Source organism: Novosphingobium album (ex Liu et al. 2023) (genome assembly GCF_029076845.1).
Taxonomy (GTDB): Bacteria; Pseudomonadota; Alphaproteobacteria; order Sphingomonadales; family Sphingomonadaceae; genus Novosphingobium.
Genome location: NZ_JARESE010000098.1, coordinates 37,230 through 60,591, shown reverse-complemented (window position 1 = coordinate 60,591; position 23,362 = coordinate 37,230). Strand labels below are relative to the sequence as shown.

Sequence of the window (23,362 nt, the reverse complement as noted above, 5' to 3'; positions counted from 1 at the left end):
CACGGTCGCCGGAGGGCGCCCCGCGATCAGCCGCGGAATTGTATTGGACCGGCGTCGCCGGCCGGTAGGGCTTCGCAATTCGGCAATGGCCTCGAAGACTGGCGAGCGGGCTATTCAGCGGGAGAAATCCTGTCGATCGCACCGGCGAAGATCACCGGCGCAGCATCTATCTGGTCGGCATCGAGGAGTGCGTTCAGCCGCTCGAGCATCGCGACGATCATCGCCTGCTCCCAGTCCGGCAGCTGCTCGAAGCGGTCCCGAAACTGATCCTGCATCATGTCCGGCGCTGATGACAGGGCGTCCGTCCCAGCTTCCGTGACGGTTACCCAAACCTGCCGGCGATCTCGTTCGCGGCGGCTGCGGACGACAAACTCGCGCTCGGCCAGCCGGTCGACGATGCTCGTGACCGTCGCCTGGCTGAACTGCACCGTCGCCGCGATCGCACCGGCGGTCGTATCGCCATGCCGCGCAACCTCCTGCAGCACGACGAGCTGCGAAGGGGTCAATCCCGTGGCCGTGGCGAGCTGCTTTTCGCTCAGACGCGCGGCGCGAAGCAGTCGCCGGATGGCACGAAGCGCAGACTCTGTGCGGGGGTCGATCACCCCCTCCGGCTAGCTGGCTGCGACAATTTCGACAACCGCAATTTTACTACGAAAGACAAAGGATCATGGGGAAAATCCCTCTCGATCCATGCATGGTTTCGTGATGTGGCCTTGTTTTCATCAAGGAATATCGCCATTTATGCAGCGACTCGTACCTGTTGGTCGGAAAATTATAATTTTGTAATCGAAGTAAGTGACGGGGGATTTCCTTGATGAACAACGGCAGCGTGAGCGCATCACCCTGCTATCGATCCGCTCCGTCAGCGACCGGATCGTTGTGCGATTACGAGTTCGAGGGGCCGAGCGCGGAGGATGCTGAGGCTATCGCCGAATTGATCGCCTCCTGCCCCCCGCTCGACCCCAACTCGCTCTATTGCAATCTGCTGCAGGCCACGCATTTCTCCGGCACCTGCATCAAGGCGGAACGCGGCGGCCGCCTCGACGGGTGGATTTCGGGTTATCGTCCGCCAGATGATCCAGAAGCCATGTTCGTCTGGCAGGTCGCCGTACACGAACGCGCACGCGGCCAGGGCCTGGGCGCGACCATGCTCGACACCCTGTTCAGCCGTCCAGCGGTGGTTGGCGCCCGGCGGCTCATCACCACCGTGACACCCTCCAACGGGGCGTCGCGTTGCCTGTTCGCCGCCTTTGCCCGCAAGCGCCGGGCGAACATCGACGTGCGGCCGTGGTTCGATCGCGAACGGCATTTCGGCGGCCGACACGAGAGCGAAGAGCTCATTTCGATCGGGCCCTTCTGAGCCCCTCCCGCCGTTTAACTGAAAGGAAGTTCGATGAAGACTTCGCCCCGCCCTTCGGCAGGGAGGCCCGACGTCTCTCTCTACAACCGGCTCGAATCCCGCGTCCGCAGCTATGCAAGGGCGATGCCGCGCGAATTCGTCACGGCCGAGGGTCCCTGGATGCACGACGCCAACGGCGGCATGTACCTCGACTTCCTCTCCGGCTGCTCGACCCTCAACTATGGGCACAACCACCCCGTGCTCAAGGACGCGCTGCTGCGCTATATCGGCGAGGACGGGATCGCGCACAGTCTCGACCTGCATACCGACGCGAAGGCCGCCTTCCTCGACGAACTCGACAGGACCGTCCTCCAGCCCCGGGGGCTGGCCTACAAGGCAATGTTCACCGGTCCTACGGGGACGAATGCGGTGGAAGCGGCGCTCAAGCTCGCACGCAAGGTCACCGGCCGTCAGTATGTCATTGCGTTCACCAATGGCTTTCACGGCATGACCCTGGGCGCGCTGGCCTGTACGGGCAACGCCGGCAAGCGCGGTGGTGCCGGTGTGCCCCTGTCCCATGTCAGCCATGAGCCCTATGACGGATATTTCGGTCCCGACGTGAACACGGCGGATCTGCTGGAACAGCGCCTGAAGGACCCCTCGAGCGGCCTCGATGCTCCGGCTGCCTTCCTGGTCGAGACGGTCCAGGGCGAAGGCGGTCTCAACGTCGCCTCGCCCGAATGGCTACGGCAGATCGCCGGTCTAGCGAAGGAACAGGGGGCGCTGCTCATCGTCGATGATATCCAGGCCGGCTGCGGCCGGACGGGAACCTTCTTCAGTTTCGAACAGGCGGGGATCATTCCCGATATCGTCACCCTCGCCAAGTCGCTGTCGGGCATGGGTCTGCCGTTCGCGCTCACCCTGTTTCGTCCCGATCTCGATATCTGGGAGCCCGGTGAGCACAACGGCACCTTTCGCGGCAACTGCCACGCTTTCGTCACGGCGACTGCGGCCTTGCGGCATTTCTGGCGGACTGGAAGCTTTCAGGACGATGTCGAGCGCCGCTCCGGCCTGCTGGGCAAGCGGCTCGGGCAGATCGCCGCGCGCTGCAGTGAACCGGCAAGGATCAAGGGGCGAGGCATGATGCAGGGGATCGACGTGGGGTCGGGAGAGCTGGCGACGGCGATCACCGGCGCGGCCTTCGAACGCGGCCTCATCATCGAAACGAGCGGTCCGCACGACGAGGTGGTCAAGATCCTCGCGCCGCTGACCATCGAGGACGCCGTCCTGCTCCGCGGGCTCGAAATTCTCGAGGACGCGTTCCGCGCCGCCCTGAGGCCCGCCTACGGTGCCGCCGCCTGAAGGAAAACGACATGCTGATTAAGAGATTGAAGGATATCCGCAATTCGAACCGGAACGTCACCGACAGGGGTTGGGAAAGCAGCCGCCTCCTCCTGGCCGAGGACGGCATGGGGTTTTCCTTCCACATCACGACCCTCGCGGCGGGCGGAGAGTGGACCTTCCACTACCGGCACCATGTCGAGGCGGTCTACGTCGTGAGCGGGGACGGCAGCGTCGAGGATCTGGCCACCGGGGAGCGTCACGTCCTGGAGCCGGGCACGCTCTATGCCCTCAACGACAACGACCGGCACACGCTGCGTGCAGATACAGAACTCGTTACCGTTTGCGTGTTCAATCCGCCCGTCACTGGAGCCGAGGTGCATGACGAGACCGGAGCCTATCGCCCGGCGCCCGCACCATGACGCGCGGAGGTAGCCGAGGTCCGGGACCTGGCGACAGGACAGACCTCTATCCGTCTCGCCGTGGGGCCGCCGCGATCATGCTGCCGCGCCTGGATCCGGTGGTCCACGGCGACTGGACGCCAGGCGCGCCGTTGAGCCGCGACCAGACCGAACGGTTCGAGCGCGACGGCTTCGTCGTGCTCCACGACCTTTTTACCGCGCAGGAGATCGCCGCGCTGCAGGCCTCCGCGACGCGGCTCATTGCCGATCCCGGGGCGCTCGACGCCAGGACGGTGATCAGCGAGCCCGGCGTCGACGAGGTCCGCTCAATCTTCATGATCCACCGCCAGAATGCGCTCATGGAGAGGCTCGCGCGCGACGAGCGCCTTGCCGGCATCGCGCGCTTCATCCTGGACGACGAGGTCTACCTCCACCAGTCGCGGCTCAACTACAAGCCGGGCTTCGTCGGCCGGGAGTTCTACTGGCACTCGGATTTCGAGACCTGGCATGTCGAAGACGGCATGCCGCGGATGCGCTCTCTCTCGATGTCGGTCCTGCTGGCGCCCAATACGGCGACCAACGGTCCCCTGATGCTGATCCCCGGCTCGCACCGCAGCTATTGCGCCTGCGCAGGAGAAACGCCCGAAGAGCACTATCTCGCCTCACTGCGGAAACAGGAATATGGCGTGCCGGACACCGTCACGCTCGCCGGGCTCGCCGCTGAAGGCGGCATCGCCGCGCCGACGGGGGAAGCTGGTACGGTCGTCGTCTTCGACTGCAACGTCATGCACGGCTCGAACGGCAACATCACGCCGTTTCCGCGGGCAAACGCGTTCTTCGTCTACAACGCCGTCTCCAACAGATTGACGGCGCCGTTCGGCGTTCCGCAGCCACGACCCGAATTCGTCGCGGCACGACAAGGCACTCATGCGCTTCCACGGCCGGGATCGACGCTGCTCGAAACGGCGCGAAGCAGCCAGGTCGCATGACGTGCGGATCGCTCCCTGTTCGATACCCCGTAGCGCATGATGGGATCGGTGCGATCGGTCGGCACCCTACTCGCCGCCATCTTCATGCTGATGGCGGGAAGCGGCTTCCTGTCGACGCTGATCGCGCTGCGGCTGGATGCGGCAGGCGCGCCGGCGCTGTTCGCGGGCATCCTCGCAACGGCCTACTTCGTGGGCCTGGGCGCGGGCTCGATCCTGGCTTTCAGCGTCGTCGCGCGCGTCGGCCACATCAGGGCCTTCGCGGCTTTCGTCTCGCTGTTTTCAGCGACATCGCTCGCCTACGCCTTGTATCTCGATCCCGCATTCTGGCCGCTGCTTCGGCTCTTGGACGGCTTCTGCATGGCGGGCGTGTTCGTCTGCCTCGAGAGCTGGCTCAACGAGCGGGCCGAGCCAGAGACCCGCGGCAGCATCCTCGCATTCTACATGATCGCGCTTTATTCGGGCCAGGCGCTCGGCCAGTTCCTGCTCAATCTCGGCCACGAGCAGCCCGCGCTGCCTTTCATCGCCGCCTCGATCCTGTTGTCGCTCGCCGTCCTCCCGGTCGCGCTCACCCGACTGGCGCAGCCGCCGGCTCCCGAGGGCAGGCTCATGCGGCTCAACCGCCTCTATGCGGCCTCGCCGCTCGGGGTGGTCGGCGCCGGCGCGACCGGACTGATGCTCGGCGCCTTCTACGGTCTCGGCGCGATCTTTGCGCGGGGTGCGGGGCTGGGGGATGCCGGCACGGCCTTTCTCATGAGCGCCACGATCCTCGGGGGCATCGCCTTCCAGTGGCCGCTGGGGCGCCCCTCCGACATAATCGACCGCCGCAAGGTGATTGTCGCCTGTCTGATCGCCACGCTCGGGACGACCTTCGCTATTTTTGCGGTAGCCGAGGGGAGAGCCCAGCTGATGCTGGCGGGCGCGCTGTTCGGCGGTGCGTGCTTCGCGCTCTATCCGCTCTGCGTGGCGCATACCAACGATCATCTGTCCTCCGCGCAGCGGGTGAGCGCGACCGGCGGCCTGGTCCTCGTCTATTCGCTCGGTGCGGTCATGGGGCCGCTACCGGCAGCGGCCGTCATGGACGCCGTCGGCCCCCACGGTCTCTTCCTCTTCATTGGCTTGTGTGCGCTGGCCGTGACGCTCTTCGCCATCCGCAGGCTCTTCGTTTCGCCTCCCGTTCCGGGAGAGCGCCAGCATCGCTACCTGATCCTGCCGCGCACCACGCCGCTGGCCGCGCAGCTCGATCCGCTTTCCCCCGAGAGATAGGGCGGATGGCCCAAGTTCAGCCGATGAGGGGCCGGCCCGATCGACACTCGAACCGCGCGACGTTCCGCGATGAGGCGAGCCGCCGCCGCTCGCATCGTGAAGTCACGCTGGCGGGCGAGGTCGCTGCAGGTGAAAGGACATGGGAATGACAGGCGCCGCGAACCCTCCTGCCGGGAGCGATACGGCGAGGCCGGTCCTGCGCCGCGCCATCGCCGCATCGGCGCTCGGCAATGCTACCGAATGGTTCGACTACGGCATCTACGCCTACGGCGTCACCTATATCTCCGCGGCCCTGTTTCCCGGCAGTGTCGACGAAGCGATCCTCTTCGCGCTGGCGACCTTCGCGATTTCGTTTCTGGTGCGGCCGCTGGGCGGCCTGTTCTGGGGGCCGCTTGGCGACCGGCTCGGCCGCAAGCGGATATTGGCGTCGACCATCCTGCTGATGTCGGCTGCGACCCTGTGCGTCGGCCTGATTCCGACCTACGCTTCCATCGGCTTTTGGGCACCTGCACTGCTCATCCTGTGCCGGATGGTCCAGGGCTTCTCCACCGGCGGCGAATATGGCGGTGCCGCAACGTTCATGGCTGAATATGCCCCTGACGACCGGCGGGGTTTCTTCGGCAGTTTCCTCGAGTTTGGCACACTCGCCGGCTTTTCGCTTGGCGCGGGCCTGATGCTCGCCTTCTCGCTCCTGCTTGGCGACGAGGCGATGCATCAGTGGGGCTGGCGCGTCCCCTTCCTCGCCGCCGCCCCCATGGGCCTCGTCGGCATGTACCTGCGCTCCCGACTGGAGGATACGCCTGTCTTCCGCGCGGCGGGGCTCGCAACCGAGAAACCGGAAGCCGCATCGGTGTCGACGATCGTCCGAACCCATTGGCGACCATTGCTGGTGGTCGGCGGTCTCGTCGTTGCCCTCAACGTCGTCAACTATACGCTTCTCACCTACATGCCGACCTACCTGCAGCGGCGCATCGGTCTCTCCGCCAACGAGGCGCTGATCGTGCCGATCATCGGCATGCTGTTCATGATGTTCTTCCTGCCGTTCGCCGGCCGCCTCTCCGACCGGATCGGTCGGCGCCCCATGTGGCGGATCTCATTGATCGGCCTGTTCCTGCTCGTGACGCCGCTCTACATGCTGATGGCGACGGGGCTGATCGGAGCGATCGTCGGCTTTGTCCTCATGGGTCTCCTCTACGTCCCGCAACTCGCCACCATTTCGGCGACTTTTCCGGCGCTGTTCCCCACCCACGTCCGCTTTGCGGGTTTCGCGCTCGCCTATAACGTATCCACCTCCATATTCGGCGGGACGGCACCTGCCGTCGGCAGCGGCCTCATCAGATTGACGGGGAACGAGCTCATGCCGGCCTATTACATGATGGCGTCCTGCCTGGTCGGTCTCATTGCGCTGCGCTTCATGCCCGAAACGGCAGGCCGTTCACTGAACGTCGATCCCTTCGCGAGCACGGGGCATGAGATCGGTTCGGCACGCTTGGCGGCATCAGGCGGTTCGCGCCGGTCCATCCGCGACCCGGCGCGATGATCGCGAACAGGTTCTTCCCGGCGATTGGCCGGCTTAGGACTCGCCCGCCTCTGTTCCTGGTCCTTCCGCTCGTCCTGGCCCAGTCGTGTACGAAGCCCGACGAAGCCATGCCGTTCAAGGTCCATCTGGATGCGTCGGGGGGAATGTGCCAGGTCATCGTGGAAGGGCGAGCGCTGAGCGATGCCCGGCTGCGCAATGTCGCTGCCGAGCGCCGGCACGACCATCGCTTCGCCAGAGTGATCGGTGCTCCCGGAGGGGCCGATCCCGACTGCGTCGGCCGGATCGAGAAGATCCTGAAAAACGCCGGTTTCGAAGCCGTCAACTTCGTGACCGAAAAGCCGATTTCGGACCCGAACCTGTAGCGGGGCTCTCCTGCAACCGATTGGCGCCTCAAGCCGTCTTGAGTTTGTGCAGACGCGGTCTCTCAGCGTCGTCCAGCATATTGACGACGGCAGCCGCGGCCTGCGGTTTGCCGAACAGCCATCCCTGAAGCCGGCCGCAGCCAGCCATCCTTGCCAACCGGGCCTGACCATCGGTCTCGATCCCTTCCGCGCAAATCTCCAGATTGCAGGCTCTGGCAAGTCCCGTGATCGAGACCAGCATTTCTCGCGCCTTGGCATCATGTTCGATCGGCGCGATGAAGGTCTTGTCTATCTTCAAGCGATCCAGTTGGAACTGCTGCAAATATCCGATGCTGGCAATGCCGGTCCCGAAATCGTCGAGGGCGATCCTGATACCCAGAGCGCGCAGGCTATTGACCACCTCTACGGCCCTTTGGGGGTGGCGTAGCATCAGGCTTTCCGTGATCTCCAGCTCCAGGCGTTCCGGCGGAAACCCTGTCTCTTCGAGCGCCGTGCGGACATCGTCGAGCAGGCCGCCGTCCCAGAACTGGGCAGGCGAGAGGTTGATGGCGAGGTCGAGGTTGGTGTGGCGCATAGCCTGACAGGCCGCCATCAGCACCTGCCGGCCGATGGCATTGATGAGGCCGCTCATTTCCGCAATCGGAATGAAGACGTCGGGCGGTACATGCCCGTGCAAGGGATCCGACCAGCGTGCGAGCGCCTCGACCGCAACCGTGACGCCAGTCCCGGCATCGATGATCGGCTGATAGTGGACGAATATCTCCTCCTTCTCGATGGCCTGGCGCAAATCGCTCTCCAGCCGGAGGCGAAGGTGAAGGTTTTCGTCGAGCGCCGGCGCATATACCCGGGCGCAGTTCTTGCCGTCGGCTTTGGCTGCGTACATCGCCACGTCGGCCGGGCGCATCATTTCATCCTGGGTGTCGGCCGGAGCGCCAGCCGCCTCCGCAAAACCGATGCTGATGCCGAGTTTGATATTGTAGGCGCCGAGTGAAAACGGCTGGACGAACTGGCCCAGGATCGCCTCGGCGATCTTGTTAACATCGTCGGCTTGGCCGGAGCGCACGAGCACGGCAAACTCGTCGCCGCCCGCCCGTGCGACGAAGGCTTCCCCGACCGCGGACCGGATACGCCGCGCAGTCTCCCGAAGCAGCAGGTCGCCGGCGCCGTGGCCATAGAGATCGTTCGCGTTCTTGAAGCCGTCGAGATCCATGAACAGCAAGGAGAGCCGTTCGCCCTGGGCGAGCCATTCGCTGGTCCGCGCGACGAGGGCGCGGCGGTTGGGCAGTCCGGTCAGCGCATCATGCTCCGACAAATGCCGGGCCCGCAATTCGCTTCGCTGCAGATCGTCGATGGCCCTGGCGCCGCGGCGAAGAACGAGGCCCGCGGCCACGAGCGCGACGAGCGCCATGACACCGATCGCGGGTGCGAGCCGCTGCCGCAGCAGGGTGCCGGGCCGATGCGGCAGCCAGGTGAGCCAGCCGATCGCCTGACCGCCGAAGCCCTTGATGGCGACCTTCGGGCGCAAGGCCGAAGGTGCCGCTGCAAGCCGCATGTCCTTCTGGATGAAGTCGCGGGTGAACTCGGCGAGGACATCCCTATCGACGACGCGCGCGATCACGATGAGCTTGGTGGGACCGTCCGGCAGCGTGACCTTGTGCGTCAGTGGCACCACCGCAGCCGTCGCGAAAAGATAGACGCGTCCGTCCGCGCGCGTAAAACCGCTGACGATAGGAGAGCCGTCAGTCGGCATGCGGCGGACCATCCGTATCGACGCCTCGAAATCCGGTCCCAGCCGCTGCCGCGCGGTGCTCGCCTGGGGAGCACGGTCACGGAAACTGAAGATGGTCCTGTCCTGTCCATCGAGGACGAAAATATCGTTGTAACCCTGCGTCCGCCCGAGAAAGGCGACGACATTGTCGTCCATCCAGTCGGCATCGAAGTTCCGGCCCAGGTGGCGAACGGCATCGTCCCACTTCGCATAGTCTTGAAGATCATGGCGAACCATGGCGGTCGCCGTCGCAAGGACGTTGACGAGGGCCTGTTCCTCCCGTTCCAGCTGCATTGTGTCCTGGGCGCGGGCACCGACGAACAGAAGCAGAATAGTACAGCCCAGGCAGGTGCCCGTGAGCAGCAGCAAGGGCCAGAAATAGCCGAATGGGATGTGGCCGCGAAGACGGCGAACTGCGGCGACCATAGGGTAACCATAGCTCGTCTTGGTTAAGGTTCTCCTGCCTTCCCTATGCGGCACAACCGGTCATCGCCGGATGGTTCGTTAACGCCATCGCTTGCGGTCTCCCGCACGCTTTACCGCCCCTCCCGGGGGCCTCAGAACGGGAAGAAAAACTGGATCGCGACAATCGCCGCGGTGCATGTGATCAAATTGAGCGGCAGGCCGACGCGGACGAAGTCCATATAGCGATAGCCGCCCATCTGATAGACGATGACGTTGGTCTGGTAGCCGAACGGGGTGGCAAAGGCGGCGCTCGCCGCCATCATCACGGCGACCAGGAAGGGCCGGGGGCTGACTGCGAGGCTTTCGGCGAGCGCCACCGCAACCGGCGTGACCAGAACGGCGACCGTCGCATTGGACAGGAGTTCGGTCAGCACCATCGTCACGAGATAGAGAACGATCAGCGCGACGAGCGGGCTCAGCCCGTGGACGCCCGCGATCAGCAGCCGCGATGCGGCGTCGGCGAGCCCGCTTTCCTCCATGGCGATGCCGATGACCACCATGCCTGCGATGAGAATGAGGATCTCTGGCTTCAGACCGCTATAGGCTTCGTCGGCGCTGATCACGCGCAGCAGGATGAGCAGCACCGCGCCGGCAAAGGCGGTGGCGGCAATGGGCGCCACGTTGAGCGCGGCGAGAGCGATCGCGCCGACGAACACCGCGAGCGCGGTGAGCGCCTTGCGGAGCTTGAGCGGCCGCTTTTCGGCAAAAAGGCTTGCGTCTCCGACCTGCGCGCTGGCGATATGAGTGATGTCCACCGGCGGGGCATCGCCTTCGCGATCCTCATGCTTGAGCAGCCTGCCGCTGATGAGGAACAGGTAAAGCCCGCCGACCAGGGCCATCGGCAGTCCCACGGGCGTGATCTCGAACATGCCGAAGCGTGGCTGTCCGGCGATGCGCGCCATGTCGTCGACGAGAAGATTGGTCGACGTGCCGATCAGGGTACAGCAGCCGGTGAGCACCGTGATATAGGACAGCGGCATCAGATAGCGTTTCGGCGAGAGCCGGAGGGCATTGGCGACATCGCGGATCACGGGGGCGCCGAGCACGACGATCGGCGTGCTGTTGAGAAAACAGGAGACGCCGCCGATCATCGAAAGCAGCAGCCATATGCCCTTGGCGCCCATCCGCTGGCACAGTGCGACACCCAGACTGATGGCCCGGTCGAGCAGGCCTGAAAGCTCGAGCGCGTAGGCGATGACGAATAGCGACGCCAGGGCGATGATCGCCGGACTGGCGAATGCTCCCTGGACCTCCGACGGCCGCACGACCCCGGTCATCAGGAGGATTGCGGCCCCGGTCAGCGCCACGACATCGGCGCGAAGCCGATCCCAGATCAGCATCGCGACGACCCCGCCGAGCACGAGCAGCGTCAGAACTTGGTCCAAAGTCATCGCGCACCTGCCTCGAACGATGCCGTGCGTGTGTCAATGACGAGCCCGCTTGGGTCGCCGCGATTATGGTCTGGAGCGAGATCGCCGTTTTGCCTATCAAGGTCCCGATGCAGGAGCCAAGCCCCAGGACCAGCCGCCTCGTGATCGCCGCCGCGCTTACCGCCGCGGCCGCGATTGGCACGGCGGGCTTCCTGCTCGGGCGATCGACGTCGCCCGGTCCAGGACCATCGGTCGAGGTCGCGCCGCAGCCGGCCGCGACCGCACAATCAACCCCCGCGCCGCAGCCGCGCACCTTGAGCCGCGCGGATATCATCGCGCTTGGCGATCGCGCGGCCGATGTCCTGTCGTCCGGGCGCACCGTGTCGCCGGAGGTCGCCGGCCTCGCCGGACGCCACTTCGACCTCGCCATCCCGTTCGGGTGCAGCGGTCCGTCGCCCGACGGCGTGGACCTGCCCCTGGGCTGGCGCTACGACACCGGGACTAAAGCCCTGCGCATCCATGTGTCGCTGACCGAATGGCAGGCTCAGGAATGGAATCTCGCCGACCCTTCGGTTGCTTCCCGAAAGATGGAAGGCTTGTGGATCAGCTGGCCATGGTCTTCCTCGGAAGTCTGCCCGGAGCATGGCGGACAGGCGGGCGCAACGGACGCCCAGCCGATAACCCTGCCCGGACAGACGCTGGCGGTCGGTCGGTTCGTGCCCGTCAGTTCCGATGGCAAGGAGCGGGCTCAACGCGCCTTCGATATCGTCAAGCAGGTGGCGCCGCAGCAATTGAACGCGGAGCGGGGCTTTGTCCTGAGGCTCACCGGCCGCATCGACAAATTGCCCGGCGGTCAGCCGGTTCGGTGTATCCAGCCCGCGGGGATCGAGCAAAAGCCCATCTGTCTGGTCGCTGTCTCCCTCGAAGAGGTGCGGGTGCAGAATCCTGTTTCTGGAGATACGGTCGCCATCTGGTCGATCGGGCAGGCCGCTCGGGAGGAGTGAGCAAAGCCGGGGCCCCTGGCTCCGGCACGTTTCATGGTGTCGCCGGCCCCTCGGCGAGATGCTGGACCGAGCGTTTGATCACGAGCACATCGCATGCCGAGTCCCGCATAATGGCGACCGCGTTCGAGCCCATCAGGCGTTCGATGACACCGAAATGCGCGCCGACAATGACCAGGTCCGCGTCCCGTGCGTTCGCCTCGGCGACCACTTCGGCCGCGATGCGTCCCTGACGAACGACCACGGAGACGGTGTCGTTCGGTCGATCGAGAATGGTCACCAATCTGGTCAACTCTTTTAATGCATCCGCGCGTGCGCCCGCTTCAAACTCGGCCCGCAGATAGCGCGAGTAGCGCGTGGGCAGGGTAGGCAGCACGTGCAGGAGGCGCACATCCGCTCCCGTTGTATCGGCAATCGATCGCGCACCCTCAATGACCCGCATGGCGCCATCGGCGTCCAGAACATCGATCGCTACGAGAATCGTCTTGATTGTCATCGGCCATGCCTCCTTGCCGTTTGAACTCGCGGCGAACAGCCTCCGGAAAATAGCGAACGCAATTGCAGCCGCCGATCCGGAACAATCCCAATTGCAGGGGCGGAGGTCGCATGGCGAACTCACGCCCTGGAGGGCTCTATGACGCGGATCACGATGATCGACGGTCACCCGGACCCAGACCCGGCCCGCTTCGTCCATGGGCTCGGTGATGCCTATGCGGCGGGCGCCGAGGCGGGGGTTCACGAGGTTCGCCGTATCGACATCGGCGCACTGGACTTCCCCATCCTGCGCTCGGAAAAGGAATGGCACGAGACCGAGCCGGTGGCCGCGATCCGGCATGCCCAGACCGACATCCGCTGGGCGGATCACCTCGTGATCCTCTATCCCTTGTGGCTCGGCGACATGCCTGCGCTCCTGAAGGCTTTCCTCGAGCAGGTCTTGCGGCCCGGCTTTGCGATCGACGAAGCCGCTGCGGGCGCGCAGGCCAAGCTGCTGACGGGACGGTCCGCGCGGATCATCGTGACGATGGGCATGCCGGCGCCGCTCTATCGTTTCTTCTATCGCGCGCCGAGCCTGAGGAGCCTCAGGCGCAATCTGCTAAATTTCGTCGGTGTCAGACCGGTCCGTGCTTCGATCATCGGCAGCGTCGAGAGGAGCGCGGAGCGTCGGCAGAAATGGTTGCAGGAGGTTCGCTTGCTCGGCGAGGCTGCGCGCTAGCCGATCGGCGCCCCGATCGCGCGGGAGCACCGCAACAGGCGCCATCATAGGCCGCCGCCGATCATCGATCTTATCGGTCCCGCTAGTGCCGGATCGCAAGGGACGCCAGAGCACACGGCTCCGGGTACTCGGGAACGCCGGAGAAAGGGAAGGGGGAGCGAAGGGCTGACGCTGCCGAAGGTGCAGCCAGCCTGGAGTCCTACCATGTCCGATCTCTTCGATACCGCGATGGCGGCCGAACGCCGCGCGGCCACGATTCTCGCCGATCGCCTTCGCTCGACCGGCCCGATCACCCGCGCAGACCTCAATGCGGCAATGGCCGAGGGCTATGGCGGAACGGACGCCGACGGGTTCTGGACCCAGCGCGACAGTTTCGAGATCCTCGAACATGCGCTCGCCCACCATCTTCAGTTCGGACCCTATCCGCTCCGCTCGCCGGGCGACGTCGCCGCCGCCTGCGACCTCATCGAGCGGCTGCCCACCCAGACCGTGCGCAGCGAGGACCAGATCGAATGGCAGCAGTTCTCGACCCCGGTCGACCTCGCAGCGGTCGCGGTCCTCCTGGCCAATGTCCAGGCCGACGACGTCATCCTCGAGCCGAGCGCGGGCAACGGTCTCCTCGTCGCGCACTGCCGGGACTTCGCGGCCCTCCAGCTCAACGAATATGCGCCCGTTCGCCGCGCGCGGCTCGCCCATGCCTTCCCCGACGCCATAGTCACGGGCCATGACGGCGCGGCGATCAACTCGACGCTGGCGGAGGCGCATCGCCCCAGCCTGATCCTCATGAACCCGCCATTCTCCCGCTCGGTCGGGCTCGGTGCCGACGCGCATGCCGCCGTCCGTCACCTGCAGGCGGCGCTGCGCCGGTTGCAGGCCGGCGGCCGGCTCGTCGCGATCATGCCCGACTGGTTCGGACCCAATGCGCGGATGCGCGATCTGTTCGAGACCACCCTGCGCGATGTCACCGTCCGGACCTCGGTGCGCCTCGAGAAATGCTATCTGAAGCATGGTACCTCGATCGCGGTCAGGCTCTTCGTCATCGACAAGGTGCCGGGGACGGCCATTCCCGCGACGATCCAACGCGCTTCCATCCGCGACCTCATCGGCGCGCTGACGATCCACGATCGCGGTGTACTCGGCGGCGCCCCGGCGGTTGCCCCGAAACGATCGGGCAGTCCCTCATTGTTCCGTGCGATGAAGAGCAATCGCGCGCAGCCGCGCCCCTATCACGCCCCGGTTCGCAATAATGTCCTTCCGGTCGACTACAGCCCGCTCGATGCGCCGGCACCGCTGCTCGAACAGGTCGGCGTCTATCTTCCCTATCGGCCGAGCCGGATCGTCTTCGATGCGGCTGGCGAGCATCCGACCGCACTGGTCGAATCCGTGGCGATGGGCTCGATCGCGGCACCGATCCCCGCCTATGTGCCCAGGCTCCCCGAGCGGACGGTCTCCGAACGTTTGCTCTCGGCCTCGCAGCTCGAGACCGTGGTCTATGCCGGGCACGCCTGGGACCAGTTTCTCCCCGGACGCTTCAGGCCCGCCAAGGAAGGCGTCGGGCTCGAAGAAGCTGAGGACGGCCGCGCCTATCGCAGCGGCTATTTCCTTGGCGACGGCACCGGGGCGGGGAAGGGGCGGCAGGTCGCGGCCTGCATCCTCGACAGCTGGCTTGCCGGACGCCGGCGCAACATCTGGGTGTCCAAGAATGAGGCGCTCCTCGAAGACGCTCGCCGCGACTGGACCGCGCTCGGCGGGCTAGCCGCAGACATCCAGCCGCTCGCCAACTGGAAGATCGACCAGGCGATCCCGCTCGAGCAGGGCGTGCTCTTCGTCACCTATCCGACGCTCCGTTCGGCGCGCGGCGACCATAGCCGCCTGCAGCAGATCATCGACTGGGCAGGCGAGGACTTCGGAGGCGTGATCGGCTTCGACGAGGCCCATGAGATGGGCGGCGTCGCCGGCGGGGAGGGCGCCCTCGGCAAGAAGGAAGGCTCGCAGCAGGGCATCTGCGGCGTGCTCCTGCAGAACCATCTTCCCGGTGCCCGCGTGCTCTATGCGTCGGCGACCGGCGCATCCGACGTCAATAATCTCGCCTATGCCGTGCGGCTTGGTCTGTGGGGACCGGAAACCGCCTTCAGTAACCGCGAGCAGTTCATCTCGGGCATCCGCAAGGGCGGCATCGCGGCTATGGAACTGGTCGCGCGCGATCTCAAGGCGCTCGGTCTCTACACGGCCCGGGCGCTGAGTTTCGCCGGCGTCGAATATGACATCCTGCGCCACGAGCTCAGCTCCCAGCAGATCGCGATCTACGACGCCTATGCCGATGCCTGGGGCATCATCCACCGCAACATGGAACATGCGCTCGAGCTGACCGCGGTGGTCGACGGGCTTGAAAATGCCACGCTCAACAGCGGCGCCAAGGCGTCGGCACGTTCGCGCTTCGAATCCACCAAGCAGCGCTTCTTCGGCCAACTCCTCCTCAGCATGAAGCTGCCGACCGTGATCGCCGCGGTGAAGGGGCATCTCGCCGCCGGCCAATCGGTGGTTCTCCAGCTCGTGACCACCGCGGAATCGATCCTCGATCGGCGGCTGGGCGAGCTCTCGCCGGACGAGCGCGCAAATTTGGAAATTGATCTGAGCCCTCGCGAGTACATCTAATGTGGAGCTCCACATTACACATATTCTTTGCAGTCGCAGTTTATGTCGAGCGTGGCGGCGAGAGACGCAGGTTTCCTTCGGTTTTCCATGATTTCACTCCAGATAATTACGGTTCCCTCGACCTGAACAAGTCGAAGGAACCAACATGCGATCAAGATCATTATTGTCGTTTCGAGCGGCCCGGCTCCGGGTCGAAGACCCGCCCAGTCACGACGCTCTACTCACCGCATTCCTCTCCTCTCTGTCGCTCGACGAGAGGTCAGGCAGTGCGATTCTGTTTGGCGCTGCGGCCCGTCATTTCCTGCATTGGATGGAACTGCATGGGATCGCGATCCGCACGATCGACGATCGGACCGTTCGGCGGTTCGAGAAGCATCGGTGCCGTTGCCACCGGTATTCGGCGCAGCAGCCAGTCTATAAGGCGGACATTGCAGCGCGAGTCAGGCGCTTCGTCCGCTTCCTGGAGGATCAAGGCTACGTCGGTGTCGACGACGGGATCGACGATCTGCCACGGCACCTCGCCGACTATTTCGATGGGATCGATCGCTTGCAACTCGCGCAAGGACCGGCCCAGTCCTATCGATCCGAGGCCGAGCATTTCGCGGCCTGGCTTCGCATTGCGCGACGACAATGGGCCGATATCGATGACACGATCATCGACCAGTACGGCGCGCATGATTGTCGATGTCCGGTCTGGCGCAAGCGAGGCAAGCTTGTTGCCTCGGGCGCGAAGCGGCGGCGGCGAGGCGCTCGGCACTTCGTCGAGTTCTTGCGCGACCGCGGTGTCATCCCTTCAGTCGAACTGGTGTCGGATGACGACCCGCACATGGCGGCATATCTGGCATGGCTCAAGCAACACCGCGGCGCGACCGATGAGACGATCCGGCGCTACCGGGCCGATATCAGGCGGCTCGCGCCTATGCTCGGCGAGCCTTCACAATGGGATGCAGCCGTCCTCAGACGGGCGTTTCAACAACGAAGCAAGGAGACGCCGGGTTCGGCATCACTGCTCGTCACGATAATACGGAGCTATATTCGGTTCCTGGTCGTGCAGGGTATTTGCCGTCCAGCTTTGTTGCACGCGATCCCATCAGTGCAACGCTACCGTCTTTCGACGCTGCCCCGGCACGTTAACCCGGCAACGATCGAGCAGATCATCGGCGCATGTCCGACTGATCGCCCGGTGGAAGTTCGGGACAAGGCCATCATTCTCCTGCTCGCCCGGCTTGGCCTGCGTGCCGGTGATATTCGGGATATGCACCTCGACGATATCGACTGGCGCTCGGGCCACCTGACGGTCAAGGGCAAGACGCGTCGGCCTGATCGCCTGCCATTGCCTCAGGACGTCGGTGACGCGATCCTGGACTACATTGCCACGGCGCGTCCCAAGACCGCCGATCCGCATCTGTTCGTGCGCGCGCAAGCCCCGTTCCGTTCGTTCCGCTCATCGGCGGAGATCGCCGGCATCGTTGCACGCACGCATGAGCGCGGCGGGATCGAAGGCGTGCCGACCGGATCGCACATTTTCCGGCATTCGCTTGCCACCAACTTGCTGCGCGCGGGCGCAGGGCTGGAGTCCGTTGGAACGATCCTGCGCCACAGCTCGCCCGAGACCACCGCCATCTACGCCAAGGTCGACCTGCCGATGCTCATGAAAATCGCGCAGCCATGGCCGGGAGAACCGTCATGCTGAGCACGCAGATTGCCAGATACGTCTCGCTGTATCGCAGCTTGGGGCGGAAGTTCTCGGAACAGGAACGACTGCTGCGCCAATACGCCGCTTTCGCTGAACGCTTCGGTGACCGGCACACCCGAGTGCAGCGCATCTACGACTGGTGCCACACGGCAAGCTCGCAAAACGTGGCTCGCCATAGGTACGACGCTGCTCGTAACTTCAGCCTTTTCGCTCATGCCGAGGACCCAGACAACGAAGTCCCGCCTGTCGGCGTTTTCGGCCGGGGGAAGCGGCCACGTCCCACTCCGACCATAATCGAAGCGGACCAGGTGCGGGCGATCATGGCGGCGGCATTGAACGTTCCGCCCCATGGCACGATTAGCCCATACACGTACCATTACCTGTTCGGCCTGCTCGCGGCGACAGGTCTCCGGATTTCCGAGGCTCTCGCGCTACAGTGCAACGATCTGGTCGAGGATGGGCTGGTCGTCCGCAACGGCAAGTTCGGCAAGCAGCGACTGATCGCCTTGCAGCCATCGACGCGCCAAGCACTCGAAGCCTACATTGCGATCCGCGCGAAGCACCCGGCCAAGTGTAATGACCTGTTCGTCACTATCCGGGGGCGGGCGCCGCACAAGGTGCGCGCCCACGTCGTGTTCGTCAGGTTGGCCCGGCTTCTCGGATATCGTGGAGCAACCGGTACGGCAGGCATGCGACTCCACGATCTGCGACATACGTTCGCTGTTCGCTCGCTTGAGTCCTGCCCGCGTGACAGGGAGGCCATTGCCCACCACATGGCCGGTCTCAGTGTCTACCTGGGGCACGCGTCGATCGCCAACACGTACTGGTATCTCGAAGCCACGCCAGTGCTGCTGCGCGACATTGCGGCTGCAAGCGAGCAACTTTTTCAAGGAGAAGCGGCATGACGGCGCTTGCTCCCCATCTCTCGGCATATCTGCGGGAACATCTGCCGCGCGAACGCGCCGTCAGCCCGCACACGGTGAAGACCTATGCCAACTGCTTCGTCCTCCTCGTCCAGTTCGCTGCCGATCGGCTGAAGCGCCGACCGACCGATCTCGAGGTTGAGGATCTCGGCACAGACATGATCATGGCCTTCCTCGATCATGTGGAGATCGGCCGCGGCAGCTGCGTGCGGACCCGCAATGGCAGGCTCGCCGCGATCCGATCCTTCTTCCGATACATCGAGTACCGGATTCCAGCCTGCCTCGATCAGGCACTCCGTGTCAGAGCAATCCCGACCAAGAAGACAGACAAGGCGCTGATCGATTACCTCGACCGGGCCGAGATCAAGGCTTTGCTCGATACACCCGATCCCCGGACACGCCTCGGCACCCGTGATCGCGCGATGCTGCATCTTACCTATGCTGGCGGACTGAGGGTGTCGGAACTCGTAACGCTGCAACTGGGCGATTTCCCGGACCGCTCCCTGTCCACCATGCACATCATGGGCAAAGGGCGACGTGAACGGGTCCTGCCGCTGTGGAAGGAGACCCAGATCGCATTGCGCGCATGGCTTGCGATCCGGCCTCAAGTTGAGGTCACCGAGATTTTCCTCAATGCCAACGGGCAGCCGATGACCCGCGACGGATTTGCGTTCCGATTGGCCGAGCACGTCAAGACGGCAGCGACGAAGCAGCCGTCGATCCTTGGGAAGCGCGTCACACCCCACGTGCTTCGTCATTCTTGCGCGATGCACACGCTCGCGGCGACGGGGGACATTCGCAAGGTCGCATTATGGCTCGGCCACGCCAGTATCCAGAGCACCGAGACCTACTTGCGCGCCGATCCCGAAGAGAAGCTGCAGATTCTCGCAGCCCACGGTGCCCCTGCGATCAAGCCGGGGCGCTTCAAGCCGCCTTCCGACGCCTTGATCACAATGCTCACCGACGTTCGAAGGCGGGCCTGACCCGTCTTCGAACACTCCCTCTAACCCGCATATTATCTGGAGTGAAATCATGGAAAACCGAAGGAAACCTGCGTCTCTCGCCGCCACGCTCGACATAAACTGCGACTGCAAAGAATACATTATCGACTACCTCGAGCGCGCGTTCCCGACGCGGCAGATGCGCATCTTCAAGGACGACACCGGCACGCCGCGCTCGCTGCCGATGGTGGGGGACGACGGCCATCCCGTCTACAATCCCGAAGCGCAGGCAGCGCGCGATGCGCTCATCGAAAAGCTTTGCGCCATGCCGCCCATCATGTCCGCGCTCGACGCCCTGCTCGAGCATTTCGGGCACGACACCGTCGCCGAGGTCACCGGACGCACCAAGCGGCTCATCACCGCGAGCGACGGCCGGCAGAAGCTCGAGAGCCGGTCGGCCCGCACCAGCCAGGCCGAAGCCGCCGCCTTCATGGCCGGCAAGAAGCGGATGCTCGTCTTCTCCGACGCCGGCGGCACCGGCCGGAGCTATCATGCCTCGCTCGACGTCCTGAACCAGGAGCAGCGCGTCCATCTGCTCCTCGAACCCGGCTGGCGCGCCGATCGCGCGATCCAGGGTCTCGGCCGGACGCACCGCACGCATCAGGCGACCACCCCGCTGTTCCGGCCGGTGACAACCGACTGCAAGGGCGAGCTGCGCTTCACCAGCACGATCGCGCGGCGCCTCGACAGCCTGGGCGCGCTCACGCGCGGCCAGCGGCAGACCGGCGGGCAGGGACTGTTTGACCCGGCCGACAATCTCGAAAGCGAATATGCCTGCGCCGCGCTCCTCTCCTGGTTCGACCTGCTCGCAGCGGGCAAGCTCACGAGCACGACGCTCGACGATTTCCAGCACCGTACCGGCCTGGAGCTTGTCGACAAGGACGGCGTCCTCAAGGACGAGATGCCTCCGATCCAGCGCTGGCTCAACCGCATCCTCGCGTTGCCGATCATGCTCCAGAACAGCATCTTCGACGAATTCCTGTCGCTGATCGAAACCCGCGTCTCGGCTGCGCGCGAAGCGGGACGGCTCGATGTGGGCGTCGAGACGATCCTCGTCGACCAGGCGACGCTCATCGACGACGTCGTGCTGCGCACCGATGCACGGACTGGCGCCACCTCGCATCTCCTCACCATCGAGATCGCGCGGCGCCGCAATCCGGTCTCGCTCGAACGCATCCTGCGCATTGCCGATGGTGACGCGAGCGCCGCCTTCATGATCAACCGCAAATCCGGCAAGGCGGCGCTGCGGACCCGGGCGCGCTCGCTCATGGAGGAGAAGGAGGGCACGCCGATCCCGCGCGTCGAGATGATGCGGCCGACCCGCAACGAATATATGCGCGAGGATGACCTCTACGAATCCTCCTGGGAGGAGGTCGATCGCGAGACCTTCAGCGCCGAATGGTCGGCGGAAGCCGAGGTCGCCCGCGAGACCGTCGACAGCGAGACGATCCGGCTGGCGACGGGCCTGCTATTGCCGATCTGGTCGGCGCTGCCGAGCGACCACATGGCGGTCAATCGCATCGTCGATGGGGAAGGGCGCTCGTGGCTCGGACGCCTCGTTTTTGACGATCATGTGCCCCAGCTCTTCACCAAGCTCGGGATCGATCGAACCGAGACGCTTCCCCCCGATGCCATCGCGAAGGCGGTGTCCGCGGGGCGCAGCATCGACGTCTCGCACCCGTTCCCGCTCACCATCAAGCGCTCCGTTGTCAACGGAGCGCCGCGCATGGAGCTCGTCGGCTGTCCTCACGACCGCCTGGCATGGCTGAAATCGATCGGCTGCTTCACCGAGATCATCCAGTATCGCACCAGGATCTTCGTGCCCATGCCGTCGGCCGGGACGATCCTCGGACAGCTCCTCGCCTAGCTTCCAGCCTGGTGCAGCCCATGCAAACGAGACGTTCGGGCACCGCCCTGAAATCGGCGAGTATGCCGAGGGGCCGTCTCAGCGCGTAGGGATGGCCGATGATGTCGGTGATCGGGCATCACGCTGATGATCTTCAGCCCATTTAGCCATGGCGATCAGCACCGGCTCAAGACTCTTGCCTCTCGGGGTGAGCGCGTAATCGACGCGCGGCGGAATTTCGCCATGATCCCTGCGCGTCAGCAACCCACTCGCCTCCATCTCCCTCAAGGTCTTGGCGAGCGTTCGGTGGGTGATGCCGCCAAGGTCACGCTGGAGCTGGTTGAACCGGCGGGACCCCTGTAACAGCCAGTAAATGATCATCGGCCGCCATTTGCCCGACAGAAACTCCAACGTTGTCTCGGCGGGGCAACCTTTGGGCTGATCAGGTGTCTTCTCTCTGATAGTCTCAGGCTCGTTCCTCACGGCAGCGACTCCAACTTACAGTATCCTTCAGGACCGTACTTGCCTTCAGTATATTGCGTTACTTAATGTACGGCATGACGCAATAAAAGCCCCGGCAGCCGGGCTTGCCCAAGGCTGCCCTTGAAAGCAGTGCCATGAAGACACTTGTCGACATTCTCCGCTCCAGCGGCAGCCATTGGGTTGGCGATGGGTTCCCCGTCCATTCGCTGTTCAGCTATCATGGCGACACGAAGGCGATCAGCCCCTTTCTGCTGCTCGATTACGCGGCGCCTTACATGTTCGAGCCCAACGCGGCCTCGCCGCGCGGCGTCGGCCAGCACCCCCATCGCGGATTTGAGACCGTGACCATCGTCTATGATGGCGAGGTCAGCCACCGGGACTCGAGCGGCGGCGGCGGCACCATCGGTGCAGGCGACGTCCAGTGGATGACGGCGGCCGGCGGTATCATCCACGAAGAATATCATTCGGAAGGCTTCTCCAAGACGGGCGGCCCGTTCCACATGGTCCAGCTTTGGGTGAACCTGCCCGCAAACGACAAGATGAAGCCCGCCTCCTATCAGGGCATCACGGCGGATCAGATCCCGACGATCGCCATCGATGGCGGCACCGCACGGATCATCGCGGGGGAACTGGACGGCATGAGCGGCCCCGCGCGGACCTTCTCGCCGATCAATCTGTGGGACATGCGGCTTGAGGCCGACAAGGATGTGCGCCTCGCCCTGCCGGAAGGACATAATGCGATGATCGCGGTCCTTTCGGGTCACATCACCGTGGATGGCGAGGGTGTCGGCGCGGCCGAGATCGCGCGCCTTTCGGTCGAAGGTGAAGACGTGACCCTTCACACCGATGGCAAGGCCATGATCCTGGTGATGACCGGCGAGCCGATCGACGAGCCCGTCGTCGGTTACGGTCCATTCGTGATGAACAGCGAGGCTGAAATCCGCACCGCGATCGATGACTTCAATTCCGGCCGTTTTGGGAAAGCGGCTGCCTGATACGCGAAATCCCCTCTGTCGCCTTGGGATAAGAGGAATAACCCGCAAAGGAGCAGGACTATGACAAGTGAAACCCGGCGCGATCCGCTCAAGGACCATTTGCTGACGCCTGAGAATTCTGCGTTCATCATCATCGACTATCAGCCAATTCAGATATCCTCGATCCGCTCGATGGATCCGCAGGAGATGGTCTTCAACCTCGTCAGTTCCGCCAAGGCCGCTCTCAACTACGATGTGCCGATCGTGCATTCGACCGTGAACGTGCAGACCGGGGCCAACAAGCCGCCCATTGCCGAACTGCAAGAGCTGCTCGGCCACCTGCCCACATACGACCGCACCGCCATCAACAGCTGGGAAGACGTCGAGTTCAAAAAGGCGGTCGAGGCGACCGGCCGCAAGAAACTGATCATGACTGCGCTGTGGACCGAGGCCTGTCTCGCCTTCCCGGCGCTCGACGCGCTGAAGGAAGGGTACGAGGTCTATGTAGTGGCCGATGCGGTTGGCGGCACATCGCTGACTGCACATGAAGCTGCGCTGCGCCGGATCGAACAGGCGGGCGGCACGCTCATCAGCAAGACCCAGCTCTGGTGCGAGTTGCAGCGCGACTGGGCACGGACGGATACCGTTCCGGGTTTCATGTATGTCTTCCAGAATGCCGATGGCTCGAATCCCGAGAAAGACGCGGAATAACGAGAAGCGCAACCTGCCTGG

22 protein-coding genes are annotated in these 23,362 nt (G+C 64.4%); 16 read left to right on the top strand and 6 right to left on the bottom strand.

All coding sequences use genetic code 11. The features are described 5' to 3' along the window. Positions 1–110: 110 nt before the first annotated feature. Complete coding sequence (locus PYV00_RS23735) at positions 111–602, bottom strand: MarR family winged helix-turn-helix transcriptional regulator (RefSeq protein WP_275230812.1); 492 nt, start codon at positions 600–602, stop codon at positions 111–113. Positions 603–814: 212 nt separating this feature from the next. Here PYV00_RS23735 and ectA point away from each other — a divergent pair, with 212 nt between their 5' ends. From ectA to PYV00_RS23700, 7 genes are all read left to right on the top strand, one after another. Then, the gene (gene ectA, locus PYV00_RS23730) at positions 815–1,360 is read left to right on the top strand and encodes a diaminobutyrate acetyltransferase (RefSeq protein ID WP_275230811.1); all 546 of its coding nucleotides are present in this window, start codon (positions 815–817) and stop codon (positions 1,358–1,360) included. 33 nt (positions 1,361–1,393) lie between these two features. Then, positions 1,394–2,701 carry a diaminobutyrate--2-oxoglutarate transaminase gene (gene ectB / locus PYV00_RS23725; RefSeq protein ID WP_275230809.1) on the top strand — a complete coding sequence of 436 codons (1,308 nt, stop codon included), beginning with the start codon at positions 1,394–1,396 and terminating at the stop codon, positions 2,699–2,701. An 11-nt stretch (positions 2,702–2,712) separates the two neighbouring features. Beyond that, on the top strand, positions 2,713–3,102 hold the full coding sequence (locus PYV00_RS23720; RefSeq protein ID WP_275230807.1) for an ectoine synthase: 390 nt from the start codon (positions 2,713–2,715) through the stop codon (positions 3,100–3,102). A gap of 77 nt (positions 3,103–3,179) precedes the next feature. Next, positions 3,180–4,070 (top strand): ectoine hydroxylase, encoded by an 891-nt coding sequence (thpD, locus tag PYV00_RS23715; protein ID WP_275230806.1) that lies wholly within the window; start codon positions 3,180–3,182, stop codon positions 4,068–4,070. A 36-nt stretch (positions 4,071–4,106) separates the two neighbouring features. Further along, the gene (locus PYV00_RS23710) at positions 4,107–5,333 is read left to right on the top strand and encodes an MFS transporter (RefSeq protein WP_275230805.1); all 1,227 of its coding nucleotides are present in this window, start codon (positions 4,107–4,109) and stop codon (positions 5,331–5,333) included. Between the two features lie 145 nt (positions 5,334–5,478). Next, positions 5,479–6,873, top strand: a complete 1,395-nt coding sequence (locus tag PYV00_RS23705; protein ID WP_275230804.1) for an MFS transporter — start codon at positions 5,479–5,481, stop codon at positions 6,871–6,873. 143 nt (positions 6,874–7,016) lie between these two features. Continuing rightward, a complete protein-coding gene (locus tag PYV00_RS23700) occupies positions 7,017–7,235 on the top strand; it encodes a hypothetical protein (protein ID WP_275230803.1) in 219 nt (72 codons plus the stop codon). A gap of 28 nt (positions 7,236–7,263) precedes the next feature. Here the strand turns inward: PYV00_RS23700 and PYV00_RS23695 are convergent, their stop codons facing one another. After that, positions 7,264–9,429 (bottom strand): putative bifunctional diguanylate cyclase/phosphodiesterase, encoded by a 2,166-nt coding sequence (locus PYV00_RS23695; protein ID WP_275230802.1) that lies wholly within the window; start codon positions 9,427–9,429, stop codon positions 7,264–7,266. Between the two features lie 131 nt (positions 9,430–9,560). Further along, positions 9,561–10,859, bottom strand: coding sequence for an SLC13 family permease (locus tag PYV00_RS23690; RefSeq protein ID WP_275230801.1), 1,299 nt, complete (start codon positions 10,857–10,859; stop codon positions 9,561–9,563). A 65-nt stretch (positions 10,860–10,924) separates the two neighbouring features. Between PYV00_RS23690 and PYV00_RS23685 the strand changes: the two genes are divergently transcribed. After that, on the top strand, positions 10,925–11,842 hold the full coding sequence (locus PYV00_RS23685) for a hypothetical protein (protein ID WP_275230800.1): 918 nt from the start codon (positions 10,925–10,927) through the stop codon (positions 11,840–11,842). Between the two features lie 31 nt (positions 11,843–11,873). Here the strand turns inward: PYV00_RS23685 and PYV00_RS23680 are convergent, their stop codons facing one another. Continuing rightward, complete coding sequence (locus PYV00_RS23680) at positions 11,874–12,335, bottom strand: universal stress protein (protein WP_275230799.1); 462 nt, start codon at positions 12,333–12,335, stop codon at positions 11,874–11,876. Between the two features lie 138 nt (positions 12,336–12,473). Here PYV00_RS23680 and PYV00_RS23675 point away from each other — a divergent pair, with 138 nt between their 5' ends. Together PYV00_RS23675 and PYV00_RS23670 are read left to right on the top strand one after the other, a co-directional pair. Beyond that, positions 12,474–13,052, top strand: coding sequence for an NAD(P)H-dependent oxidoreductase (locus PYV00_RS23675; RefSeq protein ID WP_275230798.1), 579 nt, complete (start codon positions 12,474–12,476; stop codon positions 13,050–13,052). A gap of 204 nt (positions 13,053–13,256) precedes the next feature. Then, entirely contained in the window at positions 13,257–15,707 is a 2,451-nt protein-coding gene (locus PYV00_RS23670; RefSeq protein WP_342803841.1) for a strawberry notch family protein, read from the top strand. Positions 15,708–15,966: 259 nt separating this feature from the next. On the opposite strand, the gene PYV00_RS24470 is transcribed toward PYV00_RS23670, so the two are convergent. Continuing rightward, positions 15,967–16,383 carry a hypothetical protein gene (locus PYV00_RS24470; RefSeq protein WP_170233927.1) on the bottom strand — a complete coding sequence of 139 codons (417 nt, stop codon included), beginning with the start codon at positions 16,381–16,383 and terminating at the stop codon, positions 15,967–15,969. A 129-nt stretch (positions 16,384–16,512) separates the two neighbouring features. Here PYV00_RS24470 and PYV00_RS24465 point away from each other — a divergent pair, with 129 nt between their 5' ends. From PYV00_RS24465 to PYV00_RS23650, 4 genes are all read left to right on the top strand, one after another. Then, the gene (locus tag PYV00_RS24465) at positions 16,513–17,400 is read left to right on the top strand and encodes a tyrosine-type recombinase/integrase (protein WP_425336705.1); all 888 of its coding nucleotides are present in this window, start codon (positions 16,513–16,515) and stop codon (positions 17,398–17,400) included. Then, positions 17,394–18,308, top strand: a complete 915-nt coding sequence (locus PYV00_RS23660) for a tyrosine-type recombinase/integrase (RefSeq protein WP_011540751.1) — start codon at positions 17,394–17,396, stop codon at positions 18,306–18,308. The genes PYV00_RS24465 and PYV00_RS23660 overlap by 7 nt, the downstream gene beginning before the upstream one ends. Then, positions 18,305–19,309 (top strand): tyrosine-type recombinase/integrase, encoded by a 1,005-nt coding sequence (locus PYV00_RS23655; protein ID WP_024310637.1) that lies wholly within the window; start codon positions 18,305–18,307, stop codon positions 19,307–19,309. Before PYV00_RS23660 ends, PYV00_RS23655 begins: the two co-directional genes overlap by 4 nt. A 202-nt stretch (positions 19,310–19,511) precedes the next feature. Beyond that, positions 19,512–21,194: a strawberry notch C-terminal domain-containing protein gene (locus tag PYV00_RS23650; protein WP_275230847.1), complete on the top strand. Its 1,683-nt coding sequence runs from the start codon at positions 19,512–19,514 to the stop codon at positions 21,192–21,194. Between the two features lie 78 nt (positions 21,195–21,272). On the opposite strand, the gene PYV00_RS23645 is transcribed toward PYV00_RS23650, so the two are convergent. Further along, positions 21,273–21,584, bottom strand: coding sequence for a winged helix-turn-helix transcriptional regulator (locus PYV00_RS23645; protein WP_275230797.1), 312 nt, complete (start codon positions 21,582–21,584; stop codon positions 21,273–21,275). 206 nt (positions 21,585–21,790) lie between these two features. On the opposite strand from PYV00_RS23645, the gene PYV00_RS23640 reads away from it, so the two are divergent. Together PYV00_RS23640 and PYV00_RS23635 are read left to right on the top strand one after the other, a co-directional pair. After that, positions 21,791–22,651 carry a pirin family protein gene (locus PYV00_RS23640; protein WP_275230795.1) on the top strand — a complete coding sequence of 287 codons (861 nt, stop codon included), beginning with the start codon at positions 21,791–21,793 and terminating at the stop codon, positions 22,649–22,651. Positions 22,652–22,711: 60 nt separating this feature from the next. Next, a complete protein-coding gene (locus tag PYV00_RS23635; protein WP_275230794.1) occupies positions 22,712–23,341 on the top strand; it encodes a hydrolase in 630 nt (209 codons plus the stop codon). Positions 23,342–23,362: the final 21 nt, after the last annotated feature.